This window comes from Marinobacter sp., from assembly GCF_052094685.1.
Classification (GTDB): domain Bacteria; phylum Pseudomonadota; class Gammaproteobacteria; order Pseudomonadales; family Oleiphilaceae; genus Marinobacter.
In genome coordinates this window covers 1-21,912 of record NZ_JBQDKB010000013.1, presented here as the reverse complement: position 1 = coordinate 21,912, position 21,912 = coordinate 1, and the positions used below count along the sequence as shown (strand labels likewise).

Annotated in this window: 20 protein-coding genes and 1 pseudogene; 13 read left to right on the top strand and 8 right to left on the bottom strand. The window is 54.2% G+C overall.

Features of this window, described 5'->3' with window-relative positions; genetic code table 11:
- Positions 1–176: 176 nt before the first annotated feature.
- The 4 genes and pseudogenes from ACTH3S_RS04580 to ACTH3S_RS04565 all read left to right on the top strand — a co-directional run bounded on the left by ACTH3S_RS04580 (position 177) and on the right by ACTH3S_RS04565 (position 3,327).
- Positions 177–2,207: a PhoX family protein gene (locus ACTH3S_RS04580; RefSeq protein ID WP_441807845.1), complete on the top strand. Its 2,031-nt coding sequence runs from the start codon at positions 177–179 to the stop codon at positions 2,205–2,207.
- A gap of 236 nt (positions 2,208–2,443) precedes the next feature.
- Complete coding sequence (locus ACTH3S_RS04575; protein ID WP_441807844.1) at positions 2,444–2,599, top strand: hypothetical protein; 156 nt, start codon at positions 2,444–2,446, stop codon at positions 2,597–2,599.
- A 111-nt stretch (positions 2,600–2,710) separates the two neighbouring features.
- A pseudogene (locus tag ACTH3S_RS04570) lies at positions 2,711–2,884 on the top strand (methyl-accepting chemotaxis protein); the annotation flags it as partial.
- A 71-nt stretch (positions 2,885–2,955) separates the two neighbouring features.
- Positions 2,956–3,327 carry a DUF4870 family protein gene (locus tag ACTH3S_RS04565; protein ID WP_441807843.1) on the top strand — a complete coding sequence of 124 codons (372 nt, stop codon included), beginning with the start codon at positions 2,956–2,958 and terminating at the stop codon, positions 3,325–3,327.
- Positions 3,328–3,351: 24 nt separating this feature from the next.
- Here ACTH3S_RS04565 and ACTH3S_RS04560 read toward each other — a convergent pair whose 3' ends face one another.
- The 5 genes from ACTH3S_RS04560 to ACTH3S_RS04540 all read right to left on the bottom strand — a co-directional run bounded on the left by ACTH3S_RS04560 (position 3,352) and on the right by ACTH3S_RS04540 (position 9,686).
- Entirely contained in the window at positions 3,352–4,689 is a 1,338-nt protein-coding gene (locus ACTH3S_RS04560) for an MFS transporter (RefSeq protein ID WP_441807842.1), read from the bottom strand.
- A complete protein-coding gene (locus tag ACTH3S_RS04555; protein WP_441807841.1) occupies positions 4,682–5,782 on the bottom strand; it encodes a DUF1513 domain-containing protein in 1,101 nt (366 codons plus the stop codon). Before ACTH3S_RS04555 ends, ACTH3S_RS04560 begins: the two co-directional genes overlap by 8 nt.
- 11 nt (positions 5,783–5,793) lie before the next feature.
- Positions 5,794–6,828: an imelysin family protein gene (locus tag ACTH3S_RS04550; RefSeq protein ID WP_441807840.1), complete on the bottom strand. Its 1,035-nt coding sequence runs from the start codon at positions 6,826–6,828 to the stop codon at positions 5,794–5,796.
- A gap of 11 nt (positions 6,829–6,839) precedes the next feature.
- Positions 6,840–8,237 (bottom strand): di-heme oxidoreductase family protein, encoded by a 1,398-nt coding sequence (locus ACTH3S_RS04545; protein WP_441807890.1) that lies wholly within the window; start codon positions 8,235–8,237, stop codon positions 6,840–6,842.
- 150 nt (positions 8,238–8,387) lie between these two features.
- On the bottom strand, positions 8,388–9,686 hold the full coding sequence (locus ACTH3S_RS04540) for an imelysin family protein (RefSeq protein WP_441807839.1): 1,299 nt from the start codon (positions 9,684–9,686) through the stop codon (positions 8,388–8,390).
- A gap of 475 nt (positions 9,687–10,161) precedes the next feature.
- Between ACTH3S_RS04540 and ACTH3S_RS04535 the strand changes: the two genes are divergently transcribed.
- Genes ACTH3S_RS04535 through ACTH3S_RS04525 form a run of 3 tightly spaced genes read left to right on the top strand, consistent with a single transcriptional unit; the run spans position 10,162 to position 13,103 of the window.
- The gene (locus tag ACTH3S_RS04535; protein WP_441807838.1) at positions 10,162–11,001 is read left to right on the top strand and encodes a 23S rRNA (adenine(2030)-N(6))-methyltransferase RlmJ; all 840 of its coding nucleotides are present in this window, start codon (positions 10,162–10,164) and stop codon (positions 10,999–11,001) included.
- Positions 10,998–12,290 (top strand): hypothetical protein, encoded by a 1,293-nt coding sequence (locus ACTH3S_RS04530; protein ID WP_441807837.1) that lies wholly within the window; start codon positions 10,998–11,000, stop codon positions 12,288–12,290. Before ACTH3S_RS04535 ends, ACTH3S_RS04530 begins: the two co-directional genes overlap by 4 nt.
- 9 nt (positions 12,291–12,299) lie before the next feature.
- Positions 12,300–13,103 (top strand): mechanosensitive ion channel family protein, encoded by an 804-nt coding sequence (locus ACTH3S_RS04525; protein ID WP_441807836.1) that lies wholly within the window; start codon positions 12,300–12,302, stop codon positions 13,101–13,103.
- Positions 13,104–13,188: 85 nt separating this feature from the next.
- Here ACTH3S_RS04525 and ACTH3S_RS04520 read toward each other — a convergent pair whose 3' ends face one another.
- Positions 13,189–13,587: a DUF4168 domain-containing protein gene (locus ACTH3S_RS04520; RefSeq protein WP_441807835.1), complete on the bottom strand. Its 399-nt coding sequence runs from the start codon at positions 13,585–13,587 to the stop codon at positions 13,189–13,191.
- 191 nt (positions 13,588–13,778) lie between these two features.
- On the opposite strand from ACTH3S_RS04520, the gene ACTH3S_RS04515 reads away from it, so the two are divergent.
- The 4 genes from ACTH3S_RS04515 to ACTH3S_RS04500 are packed head-to-tail and all read left to right on the top strand — an operon-like array spanning position 13,779 to position 17,863.
- A complete protein-coding gene (locus tag ACTH3S_RS04515) occupies positions 13,779–15,251 on the top strand; it encodes an ATP-binding protein (RefSeq protein ID WP_441807834.1) in 1,473 nt (490 codons plus the stop codon).
- Positions 15,248–16,690 (top strand): sigma-54-dependent transcriptional regulator, encoded by a 1,443-nt coding sequence (locus ACTH3S_RS04510; protein ID WP_441807833.1) that lies wholly within the window; start codon positions 15,248–15,250, stop codon positions 16,688–16,690. The genes ACTH3S_RS04515 and ACTH3S_RS04510 overlap by 4 nt, the downstream gene beginning before the upstream one ends.
- The gene (locus tag ACTH3S_RS04505; RefSeq protein ID WP_441807832.1) at positions 16,687–17,595 is read left to right on the top strand and encodes a DMT family transporter; all 909 of its coding nucleotides are present in this window, start codon (positions 16,687–16,689) and stop codon (positions 17,593–17,595) included. Before ACTH3S_RS04510 ends, ACTH3S_RS04505 begins: the two co-directional genes overlap by 4 nt.
- Entirely contained in the window at positions 17,585–17,863 is a 279-nt protein-coding gene (locus ACTH3S_RS04500; RefSeq protein WP_441807831.1) for a GIY-YIG nuclease family protein, read from the top strand. Before ACTH3S_RS04505 ends, ACTH3S_RS04500 begins: the two co-directional genes overlap by 11 nt.
- Here the strand turns inward: ACTH3S_RS04500 and ACTH3S_RS04495 are convergent.
- Positions 17,841–18,734 (bottom strand): alpha/beta hydrolase, encoded by an 894-nt coding sequence (locus ACTH3S_RS04495; protein ID WP_441807830.1) that lies wholly within the window; start codon positions 18,732–18,734, stop codon positions 17,841–17,843. The genes ACTH3S_RS04500 and ACTH3S_RS04495 overlap by 23 nt on opposite strands.
- A gap of 79 nt (positions 18,735–18,813) precedes the next feature.
- On the opposite strand from ACTH3S_RS04495, the gene ACTH3S_RS04490 reads away from it, so the two are divergent.
- Together ACTH3S_RS04490 and ACTH3S_RS04485 are read left to right on the top strand one after the other, a co-directional pair.
- Positions 18,814–19,830 carry an alpha/beta hydrolase gene (locus ACTH3S_RS04490; protein ID WP_441807829.1) on the top strand — a complete coding sequence of 339 codons (1,017 nt, stop codon included), beginning with the start codon at positions 18,814–18,816 and terminating at the stop codon, positions 19,828–19,830.
- An 83-nt stretch (positions 19,831–19,913) separates the two neighbouring features.
- Entirely contained in the window at positions 19,914–20,570 is a 657-nt protein-coding gene (locus tag ACTH3S_RS04485; RefSeq protein ID WP_441807828.1) for an OmpA family protein, read from the top strand.
- 92 nt (positions 20,571–20,662) lie between these two features.
- On the opposite strand, the gene serA is transcribed toward ACTH3S_RS04485, so the two are convergent.
- Complete coding sequence (gene serA, locus ACTH3S_RS04480) at positions 20,663–21,892, bottom strand: phosphoglycerate dehydrogenase (protein ID WP_441807889.1); 1,230 nt, start codon at positions 21,890–21,892, stop codon at positions 20,663–20,665.
- Positions 21,893–21,912 lie beyond the last annotated feature (20 nt).

Genomic DNA, 21,912 nt, shown 5'->3' with positions numbered 1-21,912 from the left:
CGCGCTTTATTTGCGCCGGAGTAATTCCACCAGAGAGTTTTAAAACCGTTAGTCTTTTTTAGAAAAGGTTAACGGTTTTGTCTTTTTACTGTCTCTGCATTGTCATGTCTCTTGTCGACACTGTCCTTTCGACAACACCCGTTTGTTGTTTATCGAGAGACAAAGAGAGACAAAACATGGCCAAGCACAACCTTGATCCCAACTATCTGGATCCCGATTACGAACCTGTTGTAAACCATTCTGGCAACAAAGCATTCCAAGAAGTGCTGGCCGCTCGCGTGCAACGTCGTACCCTTATGAAAGGCGGCGTTGGCGCAGCGCTGGCCAGTATCATGGGCGTCGGTCTTGCGGGCTGTGGTAGCGACAGTAAGAGTGACAATAATGGTGAGGGCACGACCCCTGATGCCGATAACACCAAGGCAACCGATCTTGGTTTTGAGGCGATCGCCGTTTCCACGGCCAATACAGTTGTTGTGCCTACAGGCTACTCCGCCAGGGCTTTTCTACCCTGGGGAACACCGATTACCGGATCTTACCCAGCGTTTCGGGCAGACGCCTCCAGCTCAGGTGCAGACCAGGAGCAGCAGGTAGGCATGCACCACGATGGCATGCACTTTTTCCCGATTGATTTCAAAGCTGGCGGCAACCGCTCTGACGAAGGGTTGCTGGTAATGAACCATGAGTATATTAATCAGGCTGCTCTGCATCCCGACGGCCCAACCTACAACCAGAACGGCATGCGCCCAACCGATGAAGTGCGTAAGGAAATTGCCGCACACGGCGTATCCGTGGTTCATATAAAGCAAGACAGTGCGGGCACCTGGGACATAGTATTCGGAAGCCCGTTCAATCGTCGGATTACCGGGAATACCGATATGGATATCCGCGGGCCAGTTCGCGGTTACCAGAAGCTCGCGACTCGCTTCAGCAATAATGGCACCCAGACCCGGGGCACGTTAAATAACTGCTCCATGGGTCCAACGCCTTGGGGAACCTATCTTGCTGCGGAAGAAAACTGGCACGGTTATTTTGCAAACAGCGCGCAAATGCAACCACGGGAACAGACCCGTCACGGTGTTGGCAGTTCAACCCGCTACGATTGGGAGCTCGCAGAAGGTGGTAATGACCAATACGTGAGGTTCAACATTACGCCTACTGGACGGAGCGGCGCAGACGACTATCGCAACGAGGCCAACACCTTCGGCTACATGGTCGAAATCGATCCCTTTACGCCGGAAAGCAAGCCTCAGAAGCGCACGGCGCTGGGTCGCTTTGGCCACGAGGGCGTGATTTTTGCACCGGTAGAGGAGGGCAAGCCAGTTGTCTGCTACTCAGGAGATGATTCCCGCTTTGAATACATCTACAAGTTTGTATCCTCAAGGCCCTACTATGCAGCAACCGCCAGCGGTTATTTGCTGGATGAAGGCACGCTGTATGTAGCGCGTTATAACGAGGACGGTTCTGGCGACTGGTTGTCGCTATCGCTTGACGATCCAGATTTTGTATCTCGTATTGAGGCAGCACAGGGCTCGACAGTGGGTGAAGTTCTGTTTGAGGGATTTGAAAACCAGGCGGATATTCTGTTGAACACACGTCTGGCCGCCGATATAGCGGGAGCTACCCCTATGGATCGCCCGGAATGGGGCGCGGTTGATCCGAACACTGGCGAGGTCTATTTCACCCTAACCAACAACTCCCAGCGTACAGAGGAACAGGTTGATGCGGCCAACCCCAATGCAGAAAACCGCACTGGCCACATTATTCGCTGGAGTGAGTCAGAGAATGACTATGCCGGAACTGGGTTCCAGTGGGATATTTTTGTGTTTGCCGGGGAGCAGGGCACAGAAACGGTTGCAGATGGGGAGGTTATGGTGTCGTTAACGGACGACAACATCTTCAACAGCCCAGATGGCTTGTGGTTTGATTACAATGGCCGCCTCTGGATTCAGACCGATGGCTCCGATGCGCCGCCGTATCAGAACAATATGATGCTCGCGGCCAACCCCGAAACCCGAGATATCAGGCGCTTCTTCGTGGGTCCGCAAGGTTGTGAGGTAACAGGTGTGGTGACCACGCCGGATGTCAAAACCATGTTTGTGAATATTCAGCACCCGGCTAAAGACTGGCCGTTTGGCAATGAGGGTGATCACCCCCGAGATGCCACCGTTATCGTGACCCGCAACGACAGTGGCGTAATTGGCGCCTAAGCGAAAGGCTGGCCTTTTATAAAGCCGCAAACCTGCAAGTCTGTTTGAAAGGGCTTGTTGGGTTTGCGGTTTTTTGTTCAATAAGTGATCAATCTGGCCGTTAAGTGTAGTAGATACGCTAAAGTATGAGTTATTAACCCGCGTCAATTCCTTAGTCTCTACCCTGGCCGTATAACCGTGTAGCTATCAGATATAACAAAAACTACGAGCAAAATGATAACAACAATGAGATTTTTATGGGGTGGCTTAGCCGTGCAACGATCTGTTTTGGAGGAGCAGTCTCTACTGATCTTGCGATTGCCTGCTTTGTGGTGGTGCCTTTGTTAGGCCTGGATTCTGCCTCTCTGTTTATTGGGGTAGTCATCGGCCTTGTTGTTGCGAGCCAAGTGTGAACAATTACTTGTAGATGCCCAGCCGGGGCGGGCACTGATCAAGGCCCTTGGGGGCAGCGCTCACAAAAGTGCCATATCTGCGGCACAGGTTTCCTTCGCTGCAGATCAGCTGAAGTTACAAATGATCGCACGGGGATTCGTTGTGGCAGTCACACCGAAAATATGTAGCTACAAACCTACCGTCGGAACACTGGGGAAATCATGCATGACCTCTCTGTTCCGGTGTATGTGAATGGCAGGCACTGGGGCGGCTTCCGGCTTGGGTACCGTCCGGACAATCACTGATCGAGTGAATGGAAGGCCAGCTCTAGAGCCTGTGTTAAACTTCCAATTCATATTGAAAAAGGAGATGCACCTTGGCTGACTCGGAATTCATTCCTGCTGATGCGAAAGCGAATGAGTTGTCGCGCCGTTCCGATCCTGCACGTAATCTGGCTGTGGTGGTTTATATCCTTCAAGGACTGTCGTTTTTTCTGGGCGGGATAACCGGACTGGTTGGCGTGATCATCAATTACGTAAAGCAGGACGATGTTCGCGGCACCTGGGTTGAGTCGCACTTTCGTTGGCAGATCCGCACCTTCTGGATTGGGCTGTTATGGACGGTTATCGGTGTTGTGACCACCTTTCTGATTATTGGGTGGTTCATTCTTCTGGGCATCGCGATCTGGTTGATCTACCGTATTGTAAAAGGTGCCCTGGCACTGAATGATGGCAAGGCACCTATCTAACGTAATTGCCCTAGGAGTGACGTGTCAGTCCTCGGTGACTTCTTTTAGCCGAAGAGCGCTGAACATCCCGGCCATACCCATCAAGCCGAGTACCAGTATAACAGCGGCGTCTGATATCAGAGATATCAGGGCAGTGAAGCCCCCCGTAGCAAGCAGTAAAAAACCGATCACCGTGTTACTCACCGCAGTGTAGTCTGTTCGTTTGTTGCCACCTGCCATATCTACCAGATAGGTTTTCCGGCCCAGCCTTACGCCCGCATGGGCAATGCTCAGCACAAAAAACGCCAGCGGATAAAACCAGCCATTACCAACGCCAGTGCCGGCAAATAGCGCCGTAAGCCCGACTGTCAGGCATACGCCACTGGCGATGGCTGCGCCGCGAATCATCACCCGGCGGCTCGATACATCAGCCATCCAGCCCCAAAAACTGGCGGACACAGAACTGGCTAAGCTGCTTGCCAGAAGAAACACGCCCAACATCCAGCTGGCATCCGATTCTTTTTGAGCCAGCACCACAAAGTAGGGTGAAGCCAAAGCAGAACACAGAAGCAGTGCGCGGGTGATCACGAAGTTGCGAAATGGCGCGTCATCACGGAGCAATGACAGGCTTTTAAAGGCTTCTGTCATGGCGTTGCCGCCGCCCCCGGTTTCGCCCTCATACTCCTTTACGCCTGCAAACAAGAACCCGGCAATAACCCAGAGTGCAGCCGCTAGCAGAAGCAACAGGCTGTAAAAGGCGAGAGTGGGCTCGCCGCGATTCCAGAACAGCAAAACCGTCAGGGCCACCGTGGCGGTGCCGCCAATGGTGGATGCAAGGCCAGAGAGTCTGCCCCGGCGAGTCTTTGGTACGCATTTTCCCTGTACGTCTTTCATGGCCACAGAACAAAAACCCCGTGACAGGGAAAACAAGATCAGTGCACCAATGAGGCCACCGCCTGCGCTATAGCCCTCCAAAAACCAGACGCATGCTGCCATGGCCGCCACGCTCACAGCCTGGCCAAAACTACCCAAGGTCCAGAACCATTTGCGTACCGGCTTGCGCCGCACCCAGGCGGCGATCACCATCTGTGGCACCATGGAGCCAGATTCCCGAATGGGGACGAGCCAGGCCACCAGTGCCGGAGCACCTACGGCGCTCATCAACCATGCCAGCACGGTTTTGGGACTGATCAGAAGGTCGCCCAGTTTGGTCAGTACGTTAGCTGCTAGAATCAGAAAGAAGTTTTGTGGCACAACGTGGCAGGCGTCTGCAGGAATATCCTTGCAAACCCGAGCGTCTTCTTCATTGGCAACCAAGCTGTAGAGCCGATCAACAGAATGCCCGATCGTGCCGGTTTGTGTATTAGTGTGTTCTTCAGACAAGGTGATGGTCCCATTGTACTAACATGCTGGCGATCTCGGTTGCCGGCTGCCCTTTGCCCATTCGAACCAGTTTTCCGCGCCCGGAAGAAACCAGGAAGTCCCCACCTGCCAAGGCTTCTACCCCGGCACAATCGGCTATCGAGGCTTTTTCAATTACCTTTCCAGAGCGGCTGTTGAAGATCAGTGCGGTGCCACCAATGGGCGATGCCATGGCAACCAAGTCGTTCTCGGGATGCGCGACAATGCTGGCGATATAGTTGCCCAGCTCCCGGTGCACCGATTTACCCAGATCAATCTCTTCATAGCGCCCGTTGCGATAACGCGCAACCAGCGGCGGCAGTTCATGGACGGGTCCTTGGTATTGGTAGGCGGCATAAATAGTGCCGTCTGGTGCTACATCCACATGCCGGGTACTGAGCTGGGGATGGGAGGGCTTGAACCGGCCGAGGGTCTCACCAGAGAGCCTGTCCACAAGAACCAACGCGGGTTTCATGGTATCCAGATTAAGCTTGATTCGGTCGTAATCCGGGTGGGTGAGAATGCCGCCTAATCCTACGATCAGTGTTTGGCCGTCGGGGTGTAGAGTGAGCTGGTGCGGACCTACGCCGTTCAGCTCAAAGGTGTTCACCCGCTGGTAATTATCATGGCTGTCGTACACAGCCACAATGCCTTCCCCGGGTTCATAGCGGCTGGCAGTGGCATAAAGAAATCGGCCATCCGGGGAGAATACCCCATGGCCCACAAAATGCTCGCCTTCCGCCGACTTTATGCGGTGCAGCCGTTCGCCGGTTTCACTGTTGAGTACGTAAAACGACCAGCCGGGCCGGCGTTCAAAAAACAACACTTCGGCGGCCCCCGGGCGGTTACAGCCACTGTGGCAACGGGAAGCTACGGGCGACTGCCAGAGCATGTTGCCATCTGGTGCAATAGCGCCCACGGCAAAGTTGCCATCTGGCAAGCCAATGGCGCCAGTATACTGCTGCGGGCCATCGCTGTTGGCTTTGCGGGGCAGCACGCTACACCCGGTGAGTGTGGCCGCTGCGCCGCCGGCAAGGGCAGCCTTGATGAGGCTTCTGCGGGTCAGTTCGGGCATGGACGGTGTCCTCAATCTCCATCGCTGGAGTTAAAGCCACGCACAACACCTAGCTCAACTGCGGCCCGGTCATTCACCAGCGCTGTCAGCTGAGAAACATGCACATAGAGGCTTTGCAGTATTCTGAACTCACTGTCGTCTGACAGCAACGGCGCCATTGGGCGATCTAACTCGGGGAATTTGGTCTGTATTTCTCCGGCTTGTTCCTCAATACGCCTAGCAAGATCGGCATATCCACGGTCTTTGAGAAGCTTGGAGAACGCCGGCAGGAATTGTTGTTCAAGTCCCTGCACGGTTGCATTCGCCGCAGTCAGGCTGGCCCCGCTGCGCCAGGCATCAGCACGGTATACCGAGCGTTGGCCGTTACCGCGCAGCCCCATAGGTGTGGCAAGACGGCGCTCTTCGAGAAGTTCCAGCCCGGCCATTGCAGCCCGGATGGTAGTATCCGTGTACTGCTCATTGTTTACGTAGCTGCTTTTAAAGTTGCCCCAATCATTGGCAAGGGCTTCGCCGTTTTCAGCGATGTGGTTGGAGACGCTAACTAGCAGCTGGCAACTACGGTCAGCTGGCAGGGCTCTGCTGCCTTCGCTGAACGCTTGGTCGTACAGGAGGTATTCCACCATCGGGAAGCCCTGAACGGCCACGCCGGATTCGTTGATTTTTTCGGGGTTTATGGCCGCCTCACCTTTGAGCAAATACGTGGCTTTGCGGGCGACAAGGTTTTTGGGATCTGGCCAGAACTGTAATTGCCAGGCGCGGTTTTCCTGTTCTACTGGGCCAAAATCCACAAAACGGACCTTCTGCCAGGCAAGGAATGCATCCAGCCAGGCTTGTTTTGTTTGCTCAAGTTCTTCTGCGGAGGGCGCTTGGCAATAGATCTCTGTTTGGTCTGCCAGTGCCTGACCTTGGCTGGCCAGGTTTTGATAACCCGTGCGAATGTCGCTGTGCCACTGTGCCCGGTACTTGGCGCTGTTAGTATCAGCCGCCATCAGAGGGGAGGCTGCGAGCGATGAGGCCAGGCAGATAGAAAGTGTCAGTCGCTGCATATAGGGTTCCGTTAAAGTGAGTTCAGGAAATCGAGCAGGGCCCGGCGGTTGTCGGCGCCAAATTCGCTGAAACGCGACACCGCTGGGGCTGCTTCGCCGCCATGCCAGAGTATGGCTTCTTCCAGAGAGCGTGCGCGGCCATCGTGCAAAAAGCCGGCTTGCGGGTTAACTGTTTGTGCCAGACCAATACCCCAAAGCGGTGCTGTGCGCCACTCGTTGCCATTGGCAAGAAACTCGTCGCGGCCATCGGCAAGGGCAGGCCCCATATCGTGCAACAGCAGATCTGTATAGGGCCAGATTGTTTGCTTGCTCAAGTCTGGGCGTTCATCGTCCGTTCCCGTGATGTGCTTGGGCGTATGGCAGGCGGCACAACCGGTTTCGTTAAAGAGTTGGGCGCCTTGCTGCACAGATGGGGTGTTCATATCGCGCCGCGCCGGAACTGCCAGGCTTTTTGAGTAGAAAGTCACAAAATTTTCAATTTTGTCGCTGACTTCTGGCTCGCCGCCTTCCGCGAACCGCTCACATTTCTGTTCCGGTGTGCAGTCGGTGGTGGGGTGCAGGCTGGATGTCAGCCCCATATCCCCCGCAAATGCGCCCATGCTTTGCTGGCGTACGTTCGGCTCCACGGCTTTCCAGCCAAAACGGCCGGGTACTGTTTGCTTGCTAGCTATGTCCCAAACCTGATTGAGCTTGCCGGAAATGCCATCATTGTCCGTGTCTTGGGGGTCAGCCATCGCTTCGAGATCGGCAATGGGGATGGTTTCCAGCAGCCCTACACCAATCATCGGTGGCGCTACCCGGGGCGAAATCAGAAGGTTGTCGGGCAAAGGGCCGTAGTTCGGGTTCTCGATGCTGTATACAGGCTTGCGCAACTCTACTTGAGTGCCATCTGCATAGGTTTTAGTCACTGCTTCCCATGTTAACACCAAGTCGGCTTCTGGCTTGGCTGCGGGCAGGGCGGCTGTTTGTAGTTGGCTGCCATACACAGGGGCGGGTTTGAACCCATGGGTGCGCAAAATGTCCGCGTCTGTGTGAGGGTCTGCCGGCACGGCCAAACGCAGGAACAAGGATACTGGCCGCTCAACATCGCTGGGCGGATGCCCGCGACCGTCTTTGATATGGCAACCTTGGCAGGAGTTGGTATTGAACAGTGGGCCTAAACCATCCCGCGCGGTGGTACTGGCGGGCGCTTCAACCCACGGGTTACGGAAGAAGCTGTTACCCACGCTGAAATCCAGGCGCTTGGTCATCGAAAGGTTGCCCTGGGGCAAGGAGTAAGCATTGGTGTCTGGCTGTTCAACGGTGCCATCACCGCCGGTATTGGGCGTGTCCTGTATTGGGAAACCCGCATGGGTTTCAGCGTGAGCGCTCAAGCCACCACAAAGAAGCAGTGGTGCCAGTGCTGCCATGAGTCGTTTTTGGGTCATGAATTCTTACCATACAAATGAATAAGCCATGGAAAATCCGCTCTTTTCAAAGCAGGCTTTCCATGGCTTGTTCTTATTCTATGAGTACCGGGGGCTTACGCCCCCGGAAACTTGTCCGCTTCTAATGCGTTATTAGAAAGCGTGGCCGGCATCGTCTGGCGACAGGGCTTCAAGGCCCAGTTGACGGGCTGCTTTCTCGATGGAACCTGTCTGCTCAACCAGTGCCATAATCGCGCCATTTACGATGGTTGCACCTTCTGCGTTGCCTGGTGCGATCATCATATCAAATGGCATGGGGTTCTGGCTTGATTCTGCCTTGCTCTTCATCACGCCCAAAGCTTGCATAGAAGCCTTTAGCTGCTCATTCAAGTTGGCATCCAGCTCAGGATTGCTCTGTGCTACCAAATCAGACAGTGAAGGGCCAGATACCAGGCTGCCATCTACACGACGATAATTGCCGGTATAGACGTTCTGAATACCCTGGCCATTGTAATAGTGAGAGTTGTGAGTGTTGTCACTGAAACAATCGTGCTCGTCTTCGTATGAGTTGGCTTCCAGAGCCACTTTCATGCGCTCGCCGGCCAGTTCGCCAAGCGACAGGGAACCCATGCCGAACAGCATTTTTTGAACGCCTTCGTCAGCACTGGCACTCACAAGTTGGCTGCGGTAGTTGTCTGAATTATCCGCTGCCCACTGGCCTACCATCCATTCCAGATCAGACACCAGAAGGTCAGTGACTGCGTCTAGGTAGTCCGCGCGGCGGTCGCAATTGCCATTGGTGCAGTCGGTGCCAGTAAGGTAATCGGTTACCGGCCGCTCGCCGTTGCCCTGCTCAAAGCCATGTAGGTCCTGGCCCCAAAGCAAAAACTCAACCGCGTGGTAACCGGTGGCTACGTTTGCTTCTGACCCGCCAATTTCATTCAGGTCGGCAAGCAGTTCGGGGGTCAGGTTGGTGACATCAATCGTTTCACCACCAACATTTACGCTTTTGCTGCCAATGATGTTAGCGGTGGCTCCGGCGTTACCCAGTTCATACTGGTAGTCGTCCGCTTGCACGTAATCGATCAGGCCTTCGTCCAGCGGCCAAGCGTTCAACTGACCTTCCCAGTCGTCTACTACCACGTTACCAAAGCGGAACACTTCTGTTTGCTGATATGGCACCCGCGCCGCAAGCCAGGCTTCTTTGGCAGCCTTCATATTGGCTTCGGTTGGGTTGGCCAACAATCGATCGATAGCTTCATCCAGGGCCTTGGCAGTAATCAGTGCATCTTCATAACCGGCATGGGCCAAATTGGCGTAGTGCTCTACAACCGAGGCTTTGGTAGCGGGCTGCGAGGCGGCTGAATCTGACGAGGTGGTATTGGCACAGCCAGCGCTCAGGGCGGCGGCGATAGTGAGTGCCAGAGGGGCCGGTCGAAACATTGTTTTCATTGAGAACTCCGGAATTCGAGGAACGATTATGGTAATAGGATGTATTATCGTTCGTAATTATGTTGGCTAAAGCATCGCAACGCAAGAATACTTAGGCGTGTGTCGCACACCGATAAATACTAGTAAGGCGACATAATATTTATTAATGAGAATCATTTGCAAATAAGATTTGTAATGCTAAATTCCGACCTGAGCATTTTTTTATTCGGGGGAGGAAGCGTATGAGTGAATCAGTGGTTCGGTTGGCAGGTTCTTCAAAAAGTGTTTTCTCAGCTTGGCAGTCACTGCGCAAATCAGCTGAGAAAGACAGTGTGCGTCGAGGGAGTAGTGAGAAGTGGGGCGCTTGCCAATCGTCCCCCGCAAGCAGAGGTACTGACTAACGTCTTTCCTTTGAGAACGGCCATGAACCCCTGATTTCCTTGCACTGACGGTGCCCGCTCGGGCTTAATGGCTCCTGTTGCTAGGGAGCCAATTTATGCTGAGTTACCTCCATGCTTTCCACGCCGGGAACTTTGCTGATGTTCAGAAGCATGCGGCACTATCGCTTATTCTTTCCATGATGCAGGCGAAGCCCTCCGCTATAGCCTGCTTTGATACCCACGCCGGTAGCGCCATCTACGATCTCACGAGCGAGCGTGCTCGGAAAACCGCAGAAGCGGATGCCGGCGTGCAAAAGCTTTGGGCGCACCGGAGCGGTCTAAGCTCTGACGACTGGCAATCGGTTATGCAGGTGCTATCGCAGTTCAACGCAGGTGCGGGCCAGCTGGCTGTTTATCCCGGTTCTCCAGCCTGGATTCGTCAGAGTCTGCGCCCCGGCGATTCGTTGACGGCCTTTGAATTACACCCCTCTGAAAGTGGCCAACTTGCTGATTGGGCCGTCGAACAGAGAGTGCGGGTTCTGCACGAAGACGGCCTGAAGGGGTTGTTGAGGCAGCTACCACCCAAGCAGCCCAGGCTAATGGCACTGATTGACCCCTCCTACGAGATTAAATCTGAGTACCTTGATGTTGCACATACTTTGCACAAAGCCTGGCAGAAGTGCCGCCACGGGGTTTACCTTGTGTGGTACCCGGTTTTAACCAGTGATTTACAAGCTACTCTGAAACAGGCGGTAAAAGACAGCCCGCTACGCAAGGTGTGGTGCAGCGAAGTCCACCTGAAAACGCCGCCGGAGCGAGGTATGACTGGTTCCGGTATGCTGGTGATCAACCCACCATGGGGGTTTGGTGATCGCTTTGCTGCCATGATTGAGGATGTTGCCGCAGAGAAGGCTCTCGGCCTTTCGCATGAACACGGCTGGTTGACACCGGAATGATGAATAAAACGAACGAGAATAAAGTTGATCCTTGCCTCCCAGGTGGTTTGGTACCTGTTGAACAATGGACATTGCCGCAAACATCCGTGCACCGCTCGCTCAAGGATGCCATTCGCAACGTCCTTACACAGTTGCGGGCAGGTGTGTCCCAGACCGAAGATCCTTTTGAAAGTATGGATGAACTGCCGGAGCTGTCTGCCGCTCAGCAAAGACGGTTGGTGCCAGAGCCGAATCGTTCAGACCAGGCTGCAGCTATTGCGTGTGGCCTTAAGAGCGCACGATCCAGCGGTTCACTCATCCGAGAGGTCGCCTGCCTGGTCGCCCCACCTTTTTCTGGCGTGGAGCAGGCGCTTACCCGCTTTTCACAACCTGACCCGGTAGGCCTGTGTGAAACCAGGGGCGAAGCATGGCGTGTCATTTCACCGCCGGATACGTTGTTGTTTGACGACCAAAGTGCAATCGAATGGTGGGATAAGCAGGATTTGTCTCGGCCTTGGGTGATTCCCGAGCTTGCAGATTTCTGGCTCAGGCGTCTTTCGGGTTTGGCTTTGGTTAAAGAGTTATTTCGCCGGATCGCAGATGGCGAGGCAGGTGCAGGTATTGTTGGGTGCTCAAGCTGGTGCTGGCGATACTGGGGGCATTACCTTGAGGATGCCCAGATGTCGCCCTGGACCCCCGCAGCCCTGGATGCCGAACTGCTGAGCATATGGTTTACGCATCTTGCGTCGGGTCACGGTAAATCATCTGTGATCGCACGAATGACGGGGGATGGCCTATATGTGCTGCCGTTCGCCGAAACAACCGAAGCTGAAAAAGACAAAAGTAGTAAAAAACGTAAATACAGCACTTTTTTACGTGACCTGGCCGCTACGTCCCGTGGTAACGCCGGCGTAGCCCTGGCTATCTGGCAGAGATCTTTGCGTGCGCGGCCGGATGAGGGTGCCGACCTGGATGAGGCCGACCAAAACGCAGAAAAACAGAGCCGAGCAGCAGATTGCTGGGTTGTGCCGCTGGCTCAGTTGAGTTTGCCGACAATGCCCCAGAGCCAAGAGAGCGTCACTGGGTTTGTGCTTCACGGATTATTGTTACACAACGGCCTTAATGCGGCCTCACTGGAGGCTGTTACTGGTGTTTCTGCTGCCGAACTGAGTCTCGTGCTTTCCCGTCTGATGCGTGCTGAGCTGGTAATCTACGATCAGCCTAGTGAACGCTGGCAGGTAACCGCTATCGGCTACCCTACCATCAGGCGCCACCTGCAGAGCTGGGGATTCCCGGTAGACCAATTTTAGGAGCCAGCCATGATGGAAGATCTTGGAATTAAGGAGGCCTTTGCGTCCATTACTGGGCAGGCGTTGCTGAAAGCTTTGCTGGTTGTTGTGATCGCCTCACTGATCACACTGGCGGTTCAGAAAGTGCTGCCCCGGGTAGCTGAGAGGCTGGGAGGCAAACCACGCCTTTATCTATTAGCTTCCGTTCCCTTGCTTCGCCTGTTGATTATTCTGGCCACTATTGTGATTGTGATTCCAATACTGGTTGAGCCGTCATTTGAGAACATGGTGGCCATCTTTGGCGCGCTGGCTTTGGCCCTTGGTTTTGCGTTCAAGGATTACGCCAACAGTTTGATCGCCGGTATTGTTACGTTGTACGAAATGCCTTATCGGCCAGGTGATTGGATTGAAGTGGACGGCCATTATGGCGAAGTGCGGGCGATAGGTGCTCGCGCGGCCGAGATTGTTACGCCCGATGACACAGTGGTGATCATTCCTCACAATAAGTTGTGGAACTCTTTGATCGCAAACGGTAACGATGGCACCGACAACCTCATGTGTGTTGCAGATTTTCATCTTGAGGCGAACCACGATGTGAGCCTGGTGCGGGAGATGCTTCGAGACGTAGCGTTTACCAGCCCGCGAACAAAAACCTGGCAGCCTGTGTTGGTGATTGTTTTTAATAAGCCATGGGGCATGCACTATCGGCTGAAGGCTTACCCGTTTGACCCCAAAGAACAGTTTCAATTTATTTCCGAACTCACGGCGCGCGGTTCCGCAGAGCTGGCACGCCAAGGTGTGAGGTTTGTATCGGCACCGGTTACGGGAAATTGACTTGGCTTGGTGGTACCTACAATGCAAAAAGCCCCGCAAATGCGGGGCTAAACTGACGAACAGTTGGTCCGGTTTCTGCCGGTGTTTACATCAACGCTTCAATGCGGTTACGTACCTTCGGCTCGCTGCTGTACGCGGTGGCAATGGCATTGTAGGTTGGGATGTCCATATCGGCATCCTCGATGACTGATACCATCTCATCGTTTGCCTTCATCTGCAGTTCTTGTGCTTTCTCCTGAGAGTCGGCCCCTTCAATTTTCTCGATGTACTCTTCTCGCACATCTGTAATGCCTTCCTGCGCCGAGATGAATTGCTTCAATTCCGCATCGGTATAGTCTGTTTTCTGAGTGCCCGCAGCTGCTGGGTTGGAGTAGCCGCTGGAGTCTCCGGCGGCTGCCGGGCTTTGCTGGTTCTGCTGAGCCAAGGCCGGTCCGGCGGCAAGCAGAGCAATGGATGCGGTAATGGATACAAGTAGCTTATTCATAATCAACATCTCCTGTTTCATTTGCAGTCACCAAAAACTAATACACGTGCCGTGCCAGGTTCTCTGTATATATATATATTATTTAAAATCATGGTGTTACGGGATTTTATCAATTAACCCCAAGTAATAAGGGTTGTGGCGAAATGCCACATGTGGCAAAAGAGTGTGGCAATTATGTCGTTGGAGGCAGAATGAAACCTTCTTTGAGAAACGCCGGGCAGATCATCGGGTCGATACAGCTAACGCTCGTATTGAGCATTGTGGTTCCTTTGCTCGTTATCAGTGCGCTTGGCATATATTTGGGGTTTGGGGCTGTAGAGAAAGCTTTGAATGATCGCTTACAGGAAGATCTGGAACTGGTGGCTCGCGCTGCCAGCGGCCCGCTTTCCCGGGCGATGCAAGAAAAAGACGAGCTGGTGATTGGCGATTCCCTGAAATCAATTTTCCGGATCGGTCGGGTCTCTGGTGCGTCGGTATTTGATAAAGATGGCGCTAGAATCGCCAGCCTGGGCCTTGCTGACACAGATGTGGGGAACAGCGCCAGCGCGGAACAGGTGATCAACAGCGGTGAACTTGGCGGAGCCTTTCGGCGAGTAGACGGGCAGTCAGTGTTCTCCCACTTCACGCCCCTAGTGGCTAATGACGGCCGAATACAGGGTCTGTTGCAGATCACCAGAAGGCGCAGCGATTTTTATGAGCTGCTGGCTTCAATCCGCCTGTGGGCCGTGTCTATCTGGTCGGCGCTGGCGGTCACGATCATTCTGGTGGTGGTGCTTGGGCATTATGGCGCTGTTGGCCGCCATGTAAGCAGGTTGCTGAGCATCATGGGTGAGCTGGCCCCTGGCTATTGGCGGCTTGATGCGAAGCCGTCTGGCCCCCGTGAGCTGCGGCAAATATATGGTGGTGTGCGGGAGATGGGCGAACGTATGGCCCGAGCGGAAGAGGAAATAAAGCAGCGAGTGGAGAAAGAACGTCAACTCGCTGAGCGCCTGGAATATCAGGAAAAAATTGCGATGATTGGTCGCGTGGCCGGTGGTGTCGCTCACGAGCTGGGCGCGCCGTTAAATGTCATTCAGGGGCGCGCCGATATTCTGGCACGTCATGAACTATCGAGTGAGCAGCGCCGGCAATTGGAGGATATCGGTTACCAGGTGGGGCGCATGACCACTATTATTCAGCAGCTGCTGGATTGCTTTCGCCATGTGCCCGATTCAAGGCGGCCAGTCAGCCTTAATGCTGTTCTCAAGAATGTGTTGGATCGTGCCGGTGAGGATAAAAAGTGTCGCGGAAAGCGTTTGCTGAGCGCAGGCCTAGAGGTGGATGCCCGGGTAAAAGCCGAGCCGGTGAGATTGGGGCTGGCGTGTCTTAACGTGGTGCGCAATGCCTGCCAGGCAGCACGCTCTGAAGTTGTTTTGTCCTTGCATCATGCCCACAGCGAATGGGAGGTGCGAGTGGACGACGATGGCCCGGGCATAGCGGCGGAAAAGCGGGAAGCGGTGTTTGAACCTTTTTATAGCACCCGGCCGGCTGGGGAAGGCACAGGGCTTGGGCTGGCGGTAGTCAGTAGTGTACTGAAAGAACACGGTGGCCGAATTGAAATCGAAGCCAGCGAAGCTGGAGGTTGCAGAATGAGCTTGTTCTGGCCGGTGGAGACGACAACATGAGTGAACACAAGGCAACCATACTGCTGCTAGAAGACGATGCCAGTCTAGGCCTGCTTTTGAGCGAGGAACTGGAGCTGGATGGCTACCGGGTAACTCGCGCCGGCACGGTGAACGAGGGATGTCGGCTGCTCGCAACAGAAACGCCAGACTTGGTTGTTTCAGACTTACGCTTACCGGATGGCGATGGGCTGGAGCTTCTTAAGGCCACCCAAACAGGCGGGCACAGTCTGCCTTTTATTATCATTACCGCATTCGGAACGGTGGATCAGGCAGTTGATGCGTTGAAAGCAGGCGCGGATGACTTTCTGACCAAGCCGCTGTCCACTGACCACCTGCGTCTAAAAATACGACGCTTACTGACCCAGGCGGATCTCTCCCGGCAACTTCAGCAGTTTCTCGCCCACAATGGCGCCGACGAATCTCTTGGTTTGATTGGCGAGCATGAAAGCATGGTTCGGCTGCGTACGGAAATTCGTCAGATTGCCCGTAGCGAAGCCGCAGTGTTGGTTTGTGGCGAAAGCGGAACCGGTAAAGAGTTGGTAGCCAGAGCCATCCACCGGGCCAGTGGGCGAGATGCCAAGCCTTTTGTGGCAGTTAATTGCGCGGGTATCCCGGGGGAACTCATGGAAAGTGAATTTTTTGGCCACGAAGCGGGTGCGTTTACCGGTGCCCGTCAGGCCCGAAAAGGCCTGTTCGCAGAAGCCCACGGCGGCACTTTGTTGCTGGACGAGATTGGGGAAATGCCCCTGGGGTTGCAGGCAAAGCTGCTTCGGGTATTGCAAGAAGGTATGGTTAAACCGGTTGGCTCGGACCAGGAAGAGTCGGTGGATGTGCGAATTTTGGCGGCTACCCATGTGGATCTGCTCAAAGCCGTGCGCGAGGGCAGCTTTCGGGAAGATCTCTACTACCGGCTGGAAACCCTGAGCCTTCGTATTCCGCCACTTCGGGAGCGTGGGGATGATGTTGATCTGCTTGCTATGCATTTTGTAAGAGAAGCTGCGCGCCGGCATCAGCGCGGGTTTCTAAAACTCAGTGAAGTAAGCTCCCGCACCCTGATGGATTACCCGTTTCCTGGGAATGTCCGTGAACTGGGTAGTGCAATCGAGAGGGCAGTGACCTTCTGTGAAGGCGATACCATTCAACCCGATCATCTGCCTGAACGTATTCGCAAGCGCCAAGGCGGTGCTTCCAGCCCTCAGTCTACTCGAGCAGATGACAACATCTCTGAATGGCCGACGCTGGATAATTTGCAACAGGGCTATGTAAGAGAGGTGATGCAAGCGGTAAACGGCAACAAACGCCGTGCCGCACAAATTTTAGGTATTAACCGGCGTACTTTGTACCGTTGGCTGGCCGCCAGTGAGCCGACTGGTGAAAACGGCGATGAGCACCAGTCTGAAAATGGCAGTGTACGAGATCAGCCAGGAGCACCGGAATGAAAGATCAGAAAACGGCCATGTTGTATGGGCTGGGCACCGTTTTGCTCTGGTCCACGGTTGCGACGGCCTTCAAGTTAGCCCTTGCAGATCTTGCGCCTGTGCAGATGCTGCTGGTTGCCTGCACCGCATCTGTGGTGGTTATGGCAATTATTTTAGTGTTGCAGAAGCGCTGGCATTTGGTGTTTTCACTGGAAAAAAAGCAATACGTTCAATCCTTTGGTATGGGCCTGATAAACCCCTGTCTTTACTACTTTCTGCTTTTTGGTGCTTTTGACCGGTTGCCTGCCCAAGAGGCCCAGCCGTTAAATTATACTTGGGCGCTGGTTCTGGCATACCTGTCGGTGCCCTTTTTAGGACATCGACTGCGTAAGCTGGATATTCTGGCCGGGCTGGTGTGTTACGCCGGGGTGGTGGTAATTGCTACCCGGGGTGCCGTGACCACATTGAGTTTTTCAGATCCGCTAGGTGTCGCGCTGGCCATTGGCAGCACTCTGGTGTGGGCCTCTTATTGGATTATTGCTACCCGTGATACTCGGGACCCGGTGGTTGGGTTGTTTCTCAACTTTCTGTTCGGCCTACCGGTAATCGTGCTGATTTGCTGGTGGACTGAGGGGTTGGCGCTGCCTGTAACAAGCTCGTTGGCTGCTGCGGTGTATGTAGGTGTGTTCGAGATGGGCATAGCCTTTGTGCTCTGGTCTTATGCCATGAAAAAGGCGGAAAACACATCCAGAGTCAGCAATTTGATTTTTATTTCGCCGTTCCTGTCACTCGTGTTCATCTACTTTATTCTTGGCGAACAGATTCTGCCGTCGACTTATATCGGCTTGGTGCTAATCGTGTTGGGCCTCTGGTTACAGCAAAAAAAGCTGAAGTCGCGTGAGAAGGGGCTAGTCGGTGGCCAGTGACTGGTTTGTCTATATGGTTCGTACCGCCAGTGGCGCGCTTTATACCGGTATCAGCACCGATGTATCCCGCCGCTTTGCCGAACACCAGGCCGGTGCCCCTAAGGGCGCGCGAAGCCTGAGGGGAAAGGGCCCGCTGGAGCTGGTGTTCTATTCGCCGGCAGGCGACCGTAGCCGGGCATCAAAGCTGGAATGGCATATTAAACAGTGGCCAAGGCGGCGCAAAGAAGCGCTTGTGCTAGGCACGCTCAGTCTGCCAGATGCTCTCTGATATGCTCGCCTGCGGTTGTCACGGCAGCGGTAGCTCTGTCTAGTTGCCCGCAGTGAATCTGGAACACGTGCCAAAGGTTGTTGAACACCTCAAACTGGGTTTTTACGCCAGCCTCACGGGCTGCTCTTGCAAGTCGTTCCGCATCGTTAAGCAAAATTTCCTGGCTCCCGACCTGAATCAATAGCGGTGGCAAGCCCTGGAAATTCCCAAACACGGGTGAAAGCAGGGGATTGCGCAGGGATTCCTGACCGGCGTAAAGTGTGGCAGCCTTGGCTATCCAGCTTACTTGCAGCACCGGTTCGCACGTTGGTGAATACAGCGCTTGCTGGGTCATATCCGTCCAGGGTGAAAAAACCGTAAGGGATGCTGGCAGCGGTTGATTGCTGTCACGCAAGCGCATAGCCAGTGCAATCGCCAGGCCGCCACCGGCAGAATCACCTGCGATAGCAATTTGTTCGGGCGTAAACCCTTCATCAATCAGCGCCAGCCAAGCGGCTTCGGCGTCGTCTAATGCGGCCGGGAAAGGATGTTCTGGGGCAAGGCGATAGTCCAGTGCAACCACCATGCACCCACTTGCTTTGGCGAGGTGTCCAGTAAGGCCTTTATGGGTTGCGGCAGAGCCAATGATGTAGCCGCCGCCGTGCAGGTACAGCACGGCGCCGCGTGTGGCTTGGCCAAAGGAGCTACTGATAACCGGTATGCCTGCTAGTGTGCCTGCCTGGAATCGGCAGCCACGGGGCGGTACCGAGCTTCGGTAGGCTTGGCGAGTTACTGTACGTTGTACTGAAACCGGTATTGCCGGGCGAAGAAACGGCTTGACCAAACGGTTCATGGTCTGGCGCAGTGCGGTTTCAAGAACATGTTGCAACATCTGTGTTATGCCCCCGCTATGGGTTAGGATTGTGCATCAACATTCGTATTATCTATTCATGACAGGCGTTTAACTCTACGTGTACTGGAAAACAGATACCATAGAAATACCGGATTGGGATCGTGGATCCCTGCTGGACAGGCTTGAGCCATTTGATCCGCAAGAGCGGAGAGAGCTCAGTACAGAAATGGTGGCTTACTGCCATTTTTATGGCCTTGACCTCTGGGTGGAACACCCGGAAGTTGAATACCATCAGGGCTATGTCACGGCGGATCAGCATGACGTCATGGTGCATTATTTCCGGCTGCCGGAACCTCGTGCGCTGCGAGGCACTGTGTTCATTTTGCATGGCTATTTTGATCATGTGGGCTTGTATAGCCAGTTGATTGATCGTTGCCTGACGGCCGGTTTTGATGTGCTGGCGTATGATCAGCCGGGCCATGGGCTTTCCAGCGGAACACCGGCGGCAATTGGCAGTTTCCTGGAATATCAGGGGGTGCTGTCAGAAGTTCTGACTCATGTCCGTGACAAAATCCGTGGGCCATGGTTTGCGGTTGGACAGAGTACGGGAGGAGGCATCCTGATTGACTACCTACTGTCGAACCACCACTCGCGGGAAACCTCGGAGTTTCGTAAAGTGGTACTGCTGGCGCCTCTGGTGCGGCCAGCAGGCTGGTTAGGTGCCAGAGTGTTGCACACGGTGGCAAAGCCATTTCTTACTCGATGGCAGCGTGCGTTTTCAGCGAACAGTGGCAATACCCGCTTTTTGCGCTTCCTGCGGGAGTACGATCCGCTGCAAGCAAGAGCCGTTCACGTGGATTGGGTAAGCGCGCTGCGCACCTGGATTCCACACATCGAATCTGCCCGCCCGGTAAACTTCCCGGTTACGGTTGTTCAGGGTGAAAAAGACCAGACAGTAGACTGGCAGCACAATCTGAGAATTATCCGTAATAAGTTTGCATCGGTAGAAGTAGTGAAAATCGCCGACGGCAGACACCATCTGGTAAATGAAGCCAAAGATTTACAAGCAACTGTGTTCAATACGATTATTGATACGTTTAAGGAGACAACCGCCGGCGCCCCTGAAAACTCCTGAAGTCGTGATGAGAAGATTAGGGAGATTTGACGGCACGAAGCTTGAACGGCGCCTGCAGAAAAAACCAACCACAGGAGAATTCTGTGAAGAAAACGATGCTCGCAGTAGCAGTGACGACCATGGGCCTTGCCGGGTGTATGACGTATGACCCATACACAGATGAAGAGAAAACCTCGAATGCCACCAAAGGCAGCATTGTCGGCGCTATCGGTGGTGCAGCCATAGGCGCTGCAACCTCAAGCAAGAGCGACCGTGGTAAAGGCGCACTGATTGGTGCGGCAGGCGGTGCAGCCGTTGGTGGTGGCGTTGGCTATTACATGGATCGGCAAGAAGCAGAGCTGAGACACAAGCTGAAAGGCACAGGTGTTCGGGTTGTTCGTAATGGGGATGAAATAGAGCTCATCATGCCCGGGAACATCACGTTCGAGTTGAACGAAACGTCCATCCGCCCGGGTTTCACAGATACTCTGGAGTCGGTGGCACTGGTGGTGAAAGAGTTCAGCAAAACCGCCATCCAGATTGAAGGGCACACAGACAGCTCCGGCGCTGATAGCTATAACCAGTTGCTGAGTGAGCGCCGTGCGGGCACCGTGCGAGACTTTCTGCTTAACCAAGGTATCGAGTCTAAGCGTACCCGTGCAGTTGGATACGGCGAGCGTTACCCTATTGCCTCTAACGACAACGCGGGTGGCCGTGAGCAGAACCGTCGGGTTGAGCTAACGCTGATCCCTACGAAGTAAGCTAAAACCAGTTTGAACTCCCGGCCTTGTCCGGACATAAAAAAACCGGAGCTGCATAACAGCTCCGGTTTTTTTATGAGGACGATAGCCCCTTAAAACAGCACGCGGGCGCGGATGGTGCCTTTTACCTTGAGCAGCTTCTCTAGGGCAAGTTCACCATAGGCCTTGTCGACATCAATCACTACGTAACCAATATCTTGTTTGGTTTGTAGGTACTGACCGCATACGTTGATACCGTTCTCGGAGAACACCTGGTTGATCTCAGACATCACGCCCGGCACGTTTTCGTGAATGTGCAGTATGCGGTGTTGATCTGGGTGCGCTGGCAAAGCGACTTCTGGGAAGTTTACAGAAGAAACCGAAGTGCCGTTGTCGCTGTACATAGCCAGCTTCTCAGCCACTTCGCGCCCGATGTTTTGCTGGGCTTCAATGGTGGAGCCGCCCACGTGTGGGGTTAGGATCACGTTGTCGAATTCCCGCAATGGAGACACAAATTCTTCATTGTTGGACTTAGGCTCAACTGGGAACACATCGATAGCAGCGCCCAGCAACTTGCCGCTTTTCAGTGTGTCTGCCAGAGCTTCAATATCAACAACCGTACCCCGTGAAGCGTTCATCAGAATAGAGCCGGGCTTCATCTGTGCCAGTTGCTCTGCTTTAAACATGTACTTGGTTGCAGCTGTTTCTGGAACGTGCAGGCTCACAACATCTGAAATGTTGAGAAGCTCTTGTAATGAGCCTACCTGAGTGGCATTGCCGATAGGCAGCTTGGAGACTACATCGTAGAAGTACACATCCATGCCCAGATTCTCAGCCAGAACACTAAACTGCGTACCTATGTTGCCGTAACCGATGATGCCCAGCTTTTTACCACGAATCTCGTAGCTGTCTTTGGCTGATTTTTGCCATTCGCCACGGTGCGCCTTGGCGCTCTTCTCAGGAACACCGCGCAGCAGCAGAATAGCCTGCGCCAGCACCAACTCAGCAACACTGCGAGTGTTGGAGAATGGCGCGTTGAATACGGCGATGCCACGACGGGTAGCCGCCTGCAAATCAACCTGGTTGGTTCCGATGCAGAAACAGCCCACGGCCACCAGCTTTTTAGCAGCCTCGAATACTTTCTCGGTCAACTGAGTACGCGAGCGAAGACCGACAAAGTGCGCATCGGCAATCTTCTCGATAAGGTCTTCCTCGGTCAGAGAGTGACTGAGATACTCAATGTTGGTGTAGCCTGCAGCATTCAGGGTGTCTAGCGCGGACTGGTGCACGCCTTCCAGCAGCAGAATCCGGATTTTGCTCTTTTCGAGAGACGTCGTTGACATGGGCTTTGCTTCCGAACCTT